Source organism: Kitasatospora nipponensis (genome assembly GCF_039528135.1).
GTDB classification, from domain to species: Bacteria; Actinomycetota; Actinomycetes; order Streptomycetales; family Streptomycetaceae; genus Kitasatospora; species Kitasatospora nipponensis.
Map to the genome: position 1 here is coordinate 7,895 of NZ_BAAALF010000154.1, position 11,994 is coordinate 19,888.

Consider the following 11,994-nt stretch of genomic DNA (forward strand, 5'->3'; position numbering starts at 1 on the left):
CCCCCCGGGGCCGCCCAGGGCCCCGGCGCCGCGGCCATCGCCCCGGCTGCGCTCGCCCTGGCGATGAACCTCTTCCCCGCCGGCCCCGGACGCAGCCGGGCACTGGGGGTGTGGGGCGCGGTCTCCGGCGCGGGAGGCGCGGGCGGCGTCCTGCTGGGCGGTGTGCTCACCCAGGCGTGGGGCTGGCCGTGGATCTTCCACGCCGTCGCGATCGGGTCGGCGCTCGTCCTGGTGGCCGTGCTGGTCCTCGTGCCACGGACGGGCGACCGCGGGCCTGGGCGCTTCGACCTGCTGGGCACCGCCACCGTCTCGCTGGCCCTGACCTGCCTGGTCTGGGGACTGACCACCGCCCGCGGCGCCGGCTGGACGGACGGCCGGGTGCTCGGCTCCCTGGGCGGCGCCGCCGCGCTCCTGGTGGCCTTCGCGGTGATCGAGCTGCGCCGGCCGAACGCGCTGATACCGCCGCGGCTGCTGACCACCGGCCGGGTGGCGGCGGGCAACCTGCTGATGGCCCTGCTGGGGTCGGTGTGGATCGCCCTGTTCTTCTTCCTGCCGCTCTACCAGCAGCAGGTCCTCGGCTCCGGCCTGCTGGCCACCGGCGCGGGTCAACTCCCGCTCGCCGCGGCCAACATGCTCGGATCGACGCTCGCCCCGCGGATCTCCCGGCGGATCGGCGCCACCGCGACCGTCACCGCGGCCCTGCTCACCGAGGCCGCGGGCCTGCTCTGGCTCTCCCGGATCGACGCCCATGGCAGCTACCTCGCCGACATCCTGGGCCCCAGCGTCCTGGTGGGCCTGGGGCTGAGCGTCGCCTTCGTCCAGCTCACCGCGTTCTCCGTGGAGGGCCTGCCGCCCCAGGACGCCGGCCTGGCGGGCGCGTTGGTGAACACCACCCGCCAGGTCGGCGGAGCGATCGGCCTGGCCACGCTGGCCACCCTCGCCGGGTCGGTCACCGCCCACGCCGCCTTGCACCGGCCCCACCTGGAGGCCCTCACCGCCGGCTACCGGGCCGCCTTCACCGTCTCGGCCGCCGTCCTGGCCGCCACCGCCCTGCTCGCGGTGCTGCTCACCCGCCGCACCGGCCCGCGCGGCACCGTCACCCCGCCGGCCGCCCGGCCGGTCGGGGCGAGCCTCACCCGGACCGACTGAACCCGTCCCTCGACCGCACCACCGACACCCACCCCCCTCTGGAGAGGAACCACTCCCATGATCGTCATCGACGAGACCGCACCCGTGATCGTCCGCCTGTCCACCGTGATCCACGCCCCGCTCGCGACGGTGTGGGACCTGCACACCGACATCGCGGCCTGGCCCGCCTGGAACACCGACGTCGAGAGCACCACGATCAGCGACCCCCTGGCCGCCGGCACCACCTTCCAGTGGCGCACCCACGGCCTGGACATCGCCTCGACCGTGCTCGAACTGGTCCCCGGAGAGCGGATCGTCTGGGGCGGCCCCGCCGCCGGCATCACCGGCGTGCACGTGTGGATGTTCGAGCAGGACGGCGACCAGGTCACCGTCCGTACCGAGGAGTCCTGGAGCGGCGCGCCGGTCGAGGCGGCGGTCGACCACCTCGGCAAGGCCCTGCACGACTCCCTGGAGAGCTGGCTCTCGCGCCTCAAGTCCCGTGCCGAGCGGACCGCCTGAGCATCCATCGCGTCCACGGGTCACACCCGCCGCGTCGCATCCACCGCGTCACACCCGCGTCACACCCACCACATCACACCCGCCGAGGGAGATCCCTGCCATGACCACCGACAAGCCCTACCTGAGCGGCCACTACACCCCCGTCCCCGACGAGCTCACCGCCACCGAACTCACCGTCGAGGGCACCCTGCCCCCCGAGCTCACCGGCCGCCTGCTGCGCAACGGCCACAACCCCAAGCCCGGCGTCACCCCCACCCACTGGTTCAAGGGCAGCGGCATGGTCCACGGCATCCGGCTGCGCGAGGGCCGCGCCGAGTGGTACCGCAACCGCTGGGTGCACACCCCCGCCCTCGACGGCGCCCCCTACATGACCGAGCGTGGACCCGACCTGACCGCCAGCCCCGCCGGCACCCACATCATCGAGCACGGCGGCCGCCTGCTCGCCCTGTGCGAGGCGAACCTCCCCTTCGAGCTCACCCGGGAGCTGGAGACGGTGGGCGCCCACGACTTCGGCGGCAAGCTGCGCACCGCGATGACCGCGCACCCCAAGCAGGACCCGGTCACCGGCGAGCTGCACTTCTTCGGCTCCTCGCCCTTCCCGCCCTTCCTGACGTACCACGTCGCCGACGCCAAGGGCGAGATCGTCCACAGCGCCGAGATCCCCGGGGCGAGCGCCTCGCTGAAGCACGACTTCGCCATCACCCGCCACCACGTGGTCTTCATCGAGGGCAACGTCACCTTCGACCCCACCGAGCACTCCGGCATCCCCTACGGCTGGAGCGACCGGCAGCCCGCCCGCATCGGCGTCATGCCGCGCGGCGCGGACGGCGCGCGCGGCATCCGCTGGTTCTCCATCGAACCGGGCAACATGCTGCACGTCTCCAACGCCTACGAGGACGGCCAGGGCCGCGTCGTGCTGGAGGGTCCCACCGTGGACCGCGAGGGCTTCCGGCTCTCCTGGAACTGGTGGGTGGGCGCGCCCGGCCGCGGCACCGAGCCCAACGCCCGTTCCTACACCCGCCGCTGGGTCACCGACCTGGCCGCGGGCACGGTCGACGAGCAGATCATCGACGACCTGGCCGTCGAGTTCCCCACCCTCAACGAGGAGTACCTGGGCGTGGAGAACCGCTACCAGTACGCCGTCTCCTTCCCCGACGAGAAGGGCTTCGGCCGCTACGGCATCGTCAAGTACGACCGCACCACCGGCGGCCGCCGCATCCGCGAGATCGGCGACGCCCGCCTGCCGAGCGAGGCCGTCTTCGTCCCCGCCGACGGCGCCACCCACGAGGACGACGGCTACCTCCTGACAGTCGTCTCCGACCTCAAGCAGGACGCCTCCCAGCTCCTCGTCCTGGACGCGGCCGGCCTCGACCAGATCGCCACCGTCCACCTCCCCCGCCGGGTGCCGGCCGGGATCCACGGCTCCTGGGTCCCCGACAGCGCCCTGGAGGGCGACGCCGGCTGACCCGCCGTCAGCCCGGGGCCGCGACCGTGCACCACCGCCGGCCGCGGCCCCTCCCCGTCCACCTCCCTTCCGATGCACCCCCACCCTCCGCTCCCTCGACCTGCTCCCTCGCTCCGCTCCCTCGACCCGCTCGCCGCAAGGACATCCGATGAAGCGCAGCCGCCGACGCCGCCGCTGGATCCCCTTCGCCCTCGCCTGGCTCGCGACCACCCTCGCCGTCCCCGTGCTCGCGCAGAGCGCCCAGGCCGACTACCGGCCCGCTCCCGCCGCCATCGCCTGGCACGCCTGCGCCGACGCCGACCTCACGGCCATGCAGTGCGGATCGCTCCAGGTGCCGGTGGACTACGCCCACCCCGGCGCCGGCACCCTCACCCTCGCCATGGTCCGCAGGCCGGCCGACGACCAGGCCCACCGGCAGGGCACCCTGCTCCTCAACGACGGCGCCGGCGGCTCCTCGATCGAGCAGCTGCGCCTGGCGATGCGCATCCACCTGTCCCAGTTCGCCGGCGACATGACCCAGAAGTTCGACCTGGTGGCCGTGGACCCGCGCGGCGTGGGGCACAGCACCCCTCTCCTGTGCGGCGAGCCCGCCAAGCCGGCGGGGATCAGCTACTTCCCGCAGCACCAGGCCGCCTTCGACCGCTTCGCCGCCTGGTGCACCGCCTCCGACACGTGCGCGCTGCACGGCCAGGACGTCGCGGCCCAGTACGACGCCCTCGTCGCGGGCGCCGACCGCACCCCCGATCCGCACCGGCGGCCGGGCCCACCAGCCGCTGACGGGTGAGGACATCCGCGAGGCCACCCAGGACTTCCTCACGCTGTCCGGCCCCTCCTGGCCGGAGCTGGCCCGGGCCATCGTCAACGCGCAGCACGGCGGCGCCGAGGACTTCACCCACGACCCGGACGACACCGTCCTCGACGCCGTCCAGGTCCAGGCCCCCGCCTGCCTCGACAATGCCCGTCAGGTCACCACCCTCGACCAGCTCCGCCAGTTGCAGCAGCAGCTCGCCGCACTCTCCCCGCACCTGGGCGGCGCCGTGCGCTCCTACAACGCCCTCGCCGGCTGCCTCGGCTGGCCGCTGCCCGCCCAGCCCGTGAAGGCCGGCGCCCCGGTCCACGGCGCGCCCGCCGCCCTGATCCTGCAGTCCACCCACCAGGCCCTGGCCCCCTTCCAGGCGGGCGCGGCCCTGGCGGCCCAGCTGCCCGGCAGCGTCGTCCTCGCCCGCGAGGGCGACGAGTACAGCACCTTCCTGGTCTCCGACTGCGTCCGTGACGTCACCAACCACTACCTGACCACCCGCACCCTGCCCGCCGCCGGCACCACCTGCACCACCTGAGCCGGTCCACCGCACCCACCGACGACGGCGGCCACCGCCCGGGGCCCGTACTGCCCCGGGCGGTGGCCGTCGTCGACCCGGCTCGGCGCGGCGGCGGCAGCCGATGTCACTGCCGGGGGCTATAAGTGGTGACCATGACCTCAGCCCCCCTGCACTGGAAGCTCGTCATCGACGCCGATGACCCGCACGCCCAGGCCGACTTCTGGGCCGCCGCGCTCGGCTACACGGTCGAGGACCACAGCGTCCTCATCGGCAGGCTCCTCGACCTCGGCACCATCCCGCCCGGGATCCTCGTCGAGCATCACGGCCGGCGCGCCTGGCGGGACGCGGCGGCGGTGCGCCACCCCGACGAGCCGTACGACGTGGAGACCGGCGTGGGGCTGGGGCGCCGGCTGCTCTTCAACCGCGTGCCGCGTCCGGAGGAGAAGACCGCCAAGAATCGCCTGCACATCGACCTGCACGGCCCCGCGGGCCAACGGGAAGCGGAGGTCGAGCGCCTGCGCGCCCTGGGCGCCCGGATCCAGCACCGGGTCGAGGAACCGTCCGGCGAGTGGGTGGTCATGACGGACCCGGAGGGCAACGAGTTCTGCGTGCACTAGGACATCGAGCCGGGCACCGCCGACCCGCAGGCCGACCCGGACACCCTGCCACGGGCGGCAAACCGGGAAACAGATAACGAACCGGCCACGATCGACTCCCATGATCCGACTCCGCATACAGAGCAGCCCCGGCGCCCCGCTAGTGTGTGCGACTGCCGGGGGGACTGCCCCTCCGTGCTGCGCGGCCACACCCGGCCGCATCGCTGTGGACGGATACTTCGTGAAGATCGCTCGCACCGCGGCCGTGGGGGCCGCCGCACTGGGACTGCTCTCACTGCAGGTGGCCATCGGCGCCGCCGCCCACGCCGACGACCTCGGTGGCATCACCCTGCAGCCGTGGGCCCAGGACTCCACCGGTCGTAACGTGACCATCGCCCCCGGGGACAGCGACAGCTGGAACATCGACGTCGACAGCAAGGCGGACGGCCCGATCCCGGCCAAGGTCCTGGTCAGCCTGCTGTCCCGCGACGACGAGATGCACGCCCTGCCGGCCGGCGTCTCGCTCAGCTTCCCCGACGGCACCTGCACCCCCGCCTCGGACGGCCCCAACCCGGCCGCCTACCTCTGCGACATGTCGAAGCCGAGCGGCCAGGCGACCATGCCGCCGATGCCGCCCGGCAGTGGCTCGCACGCCCGCGCCACGGTGAAGGTCACCACCACCTCGGCGACTCCGGACAAGACCGAGCTGATGCTGGTCCAGCAGCTCGTCGCCCCGTCCTACACCAGCTACGCCCAGGTCGCGGCGGACGTCGCCAAGGCCAAGCAGTTCCAGAGCAGCGCCGAGATCATCGACGTGGAGTCCAAGGACCGCGCCGCCCAGGACGCCGCCACCTTCCAGCTGACCGACCTGACCGCGGGCCAGAGCATCACCCAGACCGTCAAGGCGCACACGGCCGACGCGTCCGTGCTGGTGCTCAAGGCCGCGGACGGCGCCGCGGGCCAGACCTGGAACCCCTCCGACAAGGAGGAGGTCAACCTGCCGCAGGGCCTGGACCTGACCTCGGTCACCGCCGACAACGGCGTCAAGTGCCAGACCCTGGGCGCGCAGAGCCAGCACGTCCCGGTCATGGACGGCACCTGGCTGGCGATCTGCCCGCTGGTGGCCGGTGACACCTCGCTGAAGCTCACCTTCAAGGCCGCCGCCGACGTCAAGCCCGTGCAGGTCAAGCTGAGCGCCGGTTTCGGCGTCTACTCCGCCGCCGACCCGATCGGCCACCCGTTCAGCAGCAGCAGCGCCACCTTCACGGTCAAGGCCGCGACCACGGCCGCCGCCTCGTCGCCCGCCGCCACCACCGCGCCGGCCACCGCCCCCGCCGCGGCCACCAAGGCCTCCCCGACCGCCACGGCCGCCAAGGCGACCAAGGCCGCCGGCGGCGGCGAACTGGCCTCCACCGGCTCCAGCGGCACCACCGCGATGGCCACCGGCGGTGCCGTGGTGCTGGCGCTCGGCGCGGGCATCGTCCTCGTCACCCGCCGCCGCAAGGGCGCCCGGGGCTGACCGCCTCCGCCTGTCCGGCCGGGGTGCGCTGTCGCGCCCCGGCCGGGCGGGTGGCTGGAGAGCGGGACCGCCGCCACCAGCAGCGGTGGCCGCCCCCGCAGGACGCCCATGCGGATCGACCTCTTCGTCAGATCGCGTCGGGCAGCCGGAACGGGCTGATGCTCGGCCCTCGGGGTGGGTGCTCCCTGACGTCAGGAGCCGTGCTCGATCGACGGGCCCGTCGTCGCGTGCGGCCCCACCGCCGGTTCGAGCAGCGACAGCCTCCGCCGCCGCGCGTCGAGGCCGACGCGGATGCCGACCGGCATCGGCAGGTTGGGGCCGGCGTGCCCGACGTCGACGTTGCCCAGGACCGGGATGTCACGGTCGCCGAGGACGTCGAGGACGATCTCGCGCAGCGTGGGGGACGCGCCGGGCTCGAGTCCGCCGATCTCGCGCGGAACGCCCACGACCATGCCGGAGATCCGATCGAGGATGCCGCTGTGTCGCATCACCTGTAGATAGCTCCACACGTACGAGGCGTGGCCGCCCATCTCCTCCCAGAACAGCACGGCACCGTCGAAGCGTTCGAGCGGCAACGCGAAACGCGTCGCCTGCGCCAGTACGATGCGGTTGATCACCCCGCCGATCAGCCGCCCCTCGGCACGACCGGGACGCCAGCACTCCCACGACGGGCTCGCGGGCAGCGCACCGATCGCCTCGGTACCGGTCAGCAACCTGGTGTAGAGCCCTTCGAGTTCCGCCCGGCGCGCCACGGACACCGACTGCCAGTGCCCGCCGAAGCCGGGGACGGCCATGTCGGCATGGAACCCGACCAGACCCGTGCGCGCGTGGAGCACCAGGTGCAGCAGCGAGATGTCGCTGTAGCCGAGGATCGGCTTGGGGTCGGCCCTGATCGCCTCGACGTCGATCAGGTCGAGGTAGCCGAGCGCGGTCTGACCGCCGTCACTCGCGACGATCGCGCGCACCTCGGGATCCCGCAGCAGACCGTTGAGCTCCCCGGCGATCTCCGCCGGCGTGGCCGCGCTCCACCAGTGGTGACGCCCTGCCTCGAGCAGCGGAGCCCGGCGCACGCGGAATCCCATCCGCTCGAGCACAACCGCCGTCTGCTCGACGTTGGGCTCGTAGGCGGCCGGCAACGGTCCGGAGAGCGCCGCGATGACAACGAGATCTCCTGGCTTCAGGGCGCGCGGGCGAAGCAGGTGGGGCGACGGAGGCGGTGAGGGCAGCGAGGGCGGTGCGGAACCGGTCATGACGTCAGTGTCGCCGGCGCCCCGGTCGGGGTCACGCGACTTTCGCCGGGCTCGGGGCGTGACCACGGGCGCGATCGACCGCACGGGCAGCACGTCCGCAACGAGGCTGAAGACGCACCCTAGTCGGCGAGGATCCGCTCCCACAGCAGGCCGTCCCGCCAGCTCCCGTCGAGGAAGATGGCGGAGTGCGCGACGCCGTACGGGCTGAACCCGTTGCGGCGCAGCACGCGCTGCGACGGCAGGTTCTCCAGATTGGTCGAGGCCTCGGCGCGGTGCAGACCGAGCTCGTCCGTCATCACCCGCAGTGCCAGGCCGACGGCGCGCCCGGCGTGGCCCTGGTTCTGGGCGACACTGCCGATCCAGTACCCGAGGGAGCCGCGGCGCAGGTGTGGTTGCGACAGGATGCCTCCGACGGTGACCTGCCCGATCACCTGGTCGTCGGCGAGCACCACGCCCGGCCAGACCGTGCCGGCCCGGTGTCCGGCCAGGAGCCCCTCGATCCGCTCCGCCTGGCCCTGCGGCGTCAGGAAGTCGGCCGACCGGGCCGGTTCCCACGGCCGGAAGGCCTCGACGTCACGGGTCCGATGCTCGGCGATCGGGGCGGCGTCGGTGGGCTCGATCAGGCGGATCCTGGTGCGGTCGGGCATGTGCTGGTCCTCGTCTCGGTGCGTCGGATGAGAGGGCCAGCCTAGGCACCGGCCCTCGGGTCGCCGGTCCCTACGCCTGCCCGAGGACCCGGGGCCCGGGACCCAGGCCCTGGGCGGGTGTCCGCCTCCCGCTCAGGGCTCGCTCGGTACCAGGGGGTCGGCGGCGAGGTCCCCGTCGGTCACCGGCTGGGCGTAGGACGGCAGTTCGCGCATCCGGCGCAGTGGGGAGAGGAAGACGGGCAGGAAGGTGAACGACTGGCCGACGGCCCCGGCCAGCAGGGTGCCGCGCACGCCGATCGTCGAGCCGAGCAGGCCGCCGAGCAGCGCCCCGAAGGGCATCGTGCCCCAGACCAGGAAGCGCATCGTCGCGTTCATCCGGCCGAGCAGCCCGGGCGGGCACAGCGCCTGCCGGAAACTGACCTGGTTGATGTTGTAGACCACGATGCCCATCCACATCGCGATCTGCGCGACCGCGAGCAGCCCCACCGTCCAGTCGCGCTGCACGAACGGGGTGACCAGCGCGCAGGGGCCGGCGACCGTGCTCGCGATCCAGATGGCCGGGCCCTGGCCGACCTTCGCCGCGAACCGTCCGGCCACCAGCGCACCGATCAGGCCACCCACCGCCGCGGTGGAGGTGAGCAGGCCGATGACGCCCGGCGAGAGCCGCAGTTGGCGGGCGAGCAGCACGTAGAAGACGGCGGAGATCACCGAGCCGAAGAGGTTGGCCGAGCTGGTGCACATCGCGATGGCGCGCAGGATCCGGTTGCCGAGCACGAACCGCAGGCCGTCGCGGATCTCGCGGAGCAGGTTGGGGTCGGGGCTGGGCTCCGGGCGCGGCGGCCGGGCCTCGATCCGCGTCACCCAGGCGGCCGACCACAGGAAGCTCACCGCGTCGACGAGGACCGCGTAGGGCGCGGTGAGCGCCTGGATCAGCGCGCCGCCCAGGCTCGGGCCCGCGATGTGGCTGACCGACTCGCTGGCCTGGAGCTTCGCGTTGCCCTCGACCAGCAGCTGCCGGTCGATCAGCTGCGGCAGGTAGGACTGGTAGGCGACGTCGAAGAAGACGGTGCTCACCCCGGTCGCGAGGGCGACCACGTAGAGCTGCTCGATCGTCAGCACCCCGAGGAGCTGGGCCACCGGGACCCAGGCCAGCAGGGCGGCCCGCACCAGGTCGTTGACGATCAGCACCCGGCGCAGGCGCATCCGCTCCACCCACGCGCCGGCCGGCAGGCCCACGGCCACGAACGCCGCGGTCTCGCACGCCACCAGGACCCCGACCTGCCAGGTACCGGCGTGCAGCACCAGGATGGCGACCAGCGGAAGGGCCATCTGGCTGACCATCGCGCCGAGCTGACTGACCGTCTCACCGACCCAGAGCCGACGGAAGTCGGCGTGCCGCCACAGTCCGCCGCGCCCGCCCGGCCGGCGGGGTGCGGGCTCGGGAGACGAGCCCTCGGGAACCGCGGGCTCGGAGGAGGAGCGGCCGGGAGGCGAGGGGTCGGGAGGCGTCATGGGACCTACCGTCGAAGAGTGATTGAGTTTTGTCAATCACTTATCCCCCGCCCTGGGCTTGTTGACCGAACTACGGGTGGTTCTGTCGTTGTTCTTCTGACAGGCAGGAAGCGGACTGGCTACCGTCGCCTCTCATGATCGAGCGTGGGGATGCCCCGAGGGATCTGAGGTCGCTGACGGTTCCGCGGGCGGGGTCGCCGGTAGAGGCCGGAGATCCATGGGAGCCGTATCGACTGGCGGATCCCGCCGGTCTGCCGGTGGGGTCGGTGGCCGCGTACCTGATGGATCTGCAGGCGGCGGGACGGCCTGCGACGACCCAGCGCTCGTATGGCATGGATCTGCTGCGCTGGTTCCGCTTCCTGTGGGTGGCAGAGGTGCCGTGGAACGAGGCGACCCGGACCGAGGCCCGCGACTTCTCCTGGTGGAAAGTGCCGTTGGTGCCGGCAGAGCCCGTGACCGCACGCAGGACCGTCGGGAACAGGGTCTGGTTCAAGTTCCGCCTCCCCGACAGTGAGAACGTCACGATCCACTCCAGAAGACGGAAGAGGGTCTCTCGGCGGAGGATTTCCTTCCACTGTGGATCACCCGGCCAGGGCCACGGCCAGCCTTCGGCCTGACACACCGTCGGTTCACACCAGCGGGTCCCGGGCCCGACCTTCGGCCCCCACCCGACTCCGGGCGCACGCGCGAGCGGCGGTCCAGGACCCGGCCGTCCGGGTCGGCGAGGCCGAGGCGCGGCGGCTGACCGGCGCTGACTGAGGGGCTTCAGTTGGCAAGGTTCGCCGACTGAAGCGCTCAGCGCGGGGCGTGTCCGTCACCGTCTCGGACCTGCTGCGGCGTACAGCACGGTGCCGGTCGCCAGCAGGGCCCACGCGGTCGCGGCGGACGCCGTCGTGGCGGGGGAAATGATCATCCAGCTGCCCATCTCTCCCGCGATGCCGGGTGAAACCGGGACGAGGAGGGTGAACGCGAGCCAGCCGATGGGCAGGGTCCATGCGAACTGTGCCCCGCACAGCACCGCCCCGAGCGCGGCCAGACCGGCCAGGCCCGCGCTGTCCCGAACGACGACCGCGGCCGGGGCGAGCTTGGCTCCCACCGCCTGGACCGCCAGCAGCGCCGCCCCGGCGACCACGCCGGCCAGCAGCACATGCGCCGCCCGCCGGGGCATCCACCGGATCGCAGCCGTCCGATCCAGCGCGGAATCCTGCCCGCCGAGCCCGACGGAAGCGGCCGCCACGTTCGTGGCGAGGACCAGGACCGCGATCCCCAGGTCCACCGATCCCGGACCGTCGAGGGCCCACACCGCCAGAGCGACGAGCGCGACCGCGGCGGCAGAGGCAGGCACCTGCCGTGAACGCGCATAGAGCATCAGCCATCTCATGAGGATGTCTCCCCCGTCAGCGCCGCGAGCTCGTCATTGCAGGAGAGCGCGGCGGCATGCGCCTGGGCGATCCGCGAGCGCTGCTCGTCCGGCGGCAGGGCCGTCAGCTTCCTCCAGATGACCTCGGCGTTCGCCGATGCCCCCTGCGCGTACACGGCGGTGTCCGGCTTCTGCAGCGATTCGAGCTGGTGATCGCCCAGGGCCCAGCTCGCGGCGATGCTCTGTGCGGGGATGTCGACCTGCCCCCCGCCCTCCCAGGCGGTGCGCGGTGCGCAGTTCGGTACCAGGCCCTGGGCGACCAGGATGCGGGTCAGTTCCGCCCCCGCCGCGTGGGCGATCAGCGGGTCACCGAAGTCGATCAGCACCACGTTGCCGGAGAGTTCGCGTGGGTCGCCGACCGCGCGCAGCTCGGTTTCCTCCCGCACCGAGTTCGGCGCCTGGTCACCGAGGGCGTCGTGCAGCACGCGCAGCGCCTCCTTGCCGCGCGGCGCGAGCTCGGGCAGGCGTGAGCGGTTTGCCTGCGTCACGCACACCGGTCCGTCGCAGGCCAGGGCGGCGGCGGCCTTGTCGACGACATAGGTGTCGCGCGCAGCGGCCGGGAGAATCAGCAGGGCCAGGGCCGGGCCGGCCAGGGCGGGGGCCACCGCGAGCAGCCGGG

General features: G+C 73.1%; 12 protein-coding genes and 1 pseudogene. 8 read left to right on the forward strand and 5 right to left on the reverse strand.

Annotated features, from left to right (window positions below):
- The 7 genes from ABD323_RS30540 to ABD323_RS30570 all read left to right on the forward strand — a co-directional run.
- Window positions 1–1,149 (forward strand): MFS transporter (locus ABD323_RS30540; protein WP_344445272.1); only part of this gene is annotated, 1,149 nt, incomplete at its 5' end.
- Between the two features lie 57 nt (window positions 1,150–1,206).
- Complete coding sequence (locus ABD323_RS30545) at window positions 1,207–1,647, forward strand: SRPBCC family protein (RefSeq protein WP_344445273.1); 441 nt, start codon at window positions 1,207–1,209, stop codon at window positions 1,645–1,647.
- A gap of 100 nt (window positions 1,648–1,747) precedes the next feature.
- Window positions 1,748–3,112: a carotenoid oxygenase family protein gene (locus ABD323_RS30550; protein ID WP_344445274.1), complete on the forward strand. Its 1,365-nt coding sequence runs from the start codon at window positions 1,748–1,750 to the stop codon at window positions 3,110–3,112.
- Window positions 3,113–3,260: 148 nt separating this feature from the next.
- Window positions 3,261–3,896 carry a hypothetical protein gene (locus ABD323_RS30555; protein WP_344445275.1) on the forward strand — a complete coding sequence of 212 codons (636 nt, stop codon included), beginning with the start codon at window positions 3,261–3,263 and terminating at the stop codon, window positions 3,894–3,896.
- Window positions 3,897–4,104: 208 nt separating this feature from the next.
- Window positions 4,105–4,449, forward strand: a complete 345-nt coding sequence (locus ABD323_RS30560; RefSeq protein WP_344445276.1) for an alpha/beta hydrolase — start codon at window positions 4,105–4,107, stop codon at window positions 4,447–4,449.
- A gap of 134 nt (window positions 4,450–4,583) precedes the next feature.
- Window positions 4,584–5,048, forward strand: coding sequence for a VOC family protein (locus ABD323_RS30565; protein WP_344445277.1), 465 nt, complete (start codon window positions 4,584–4,586; stop codon window positions 5,046–5,048).
- A 220-nt stretch (window positions 5,049–5,268) separates the two neighbouring features.
- Window positions 5,269–6,546, forward strand: a complete 1,278-nt coding sequence (locus ABD323_RS30570) for an LPXTG cell wall anchor domain-containing protein (protein WP_344445278.1) — start codon at window positions 5,269–5,271, stop codon at window positions 6,544–6,546.
- A gap of 191 nt (window positions 6,547–6,737) precedes the next feature.
- Here the strand turns inward: ABD323_RS30570 and ABD323_RS30575 are convergent, their stop codons facing one another.
- The 3 genes from ABD323_RS30575 to ABD323_RS30585 form a co-directional block, all read right to left on the reverse strand.
- Complete coding sequence (locus ABD323_RS30575) at window positions 6,738–7,796, reverse strand: S66 peptidase family protein (protein WP_344445279.1); 1,059 nt, start codon at window positions 7,794–7,796, stop codon at window positions 6,738–6,740.
- A gap of 119 nt (window positions 7,797–7,915) precedes the next feature.
- Window positions 7,916–8,443, reverse strand: a complete 528-nt coding sequence (locus tag ABD323_RS30580; RefSeq protein WP_344445280.1) for a GNAT family N-acetyltransferase — start codon at window positions 8,441–8,443, stop codon at window positions 7,916–7,918.
- 132 nt (window positions 8,444–8,575) lie between these two features.
- Window positions 8,576–9,955, reverse strand: coding sequence for an MFS transporter (locus ABD323_RS30585; protein ID WP_344445281.1), 1,380 nt, complete (start codon window positions 9,953–9,955; stop codon window positions 8,576–8,578).
- A gap of 134 nt (window positions 9,956–10,089) precedes the next feature.
- Here ABD323_RS30585 and ABD323_RS30590 point away from each other — a divergent pair, with 134 nt between their 5' ends.
- Window positions 10,090–10,572, forward strand: a complete 483-nt coding sequence (locus tag ABD323_RS30590; protein ID WP_344445282.1) for a hypothetical protein — start codon at window positions 10,090–10,092, stop codon at window positions 10,570–10,572.
- Window positions 10,573–10,769: 197 nt separating this feature from the next.
- Here ABD323_RS30590 and ABD323_RS30595 read toward each other — a convergent pair whose 3' ends face one another.
- Together ABD323_RS30595 and ABD323_RS30600 are read right to left on the reverse strand one after the other, a co-directional pair.
- Window positions 10,770–11,336 (reverse strand): hypothetical protein, encoded by a 567-nt coding sequence (locus ABD323_RS30595; protein ID WP_344445283.1) that lies wholly within the window; start codon window positions 11,334–11,336, stop codon window positions 10,770–10,772.
- Window positions 11,333–11,994 (reverse strand): annotated as a pseudogene (locus ABD323_RS30600) (hypothetical protein); the annotation flags it as partial. The gene ABD323_RS30595 and the pseudogene ABD323_RS30600, both read right to left, overlap by 4 nt.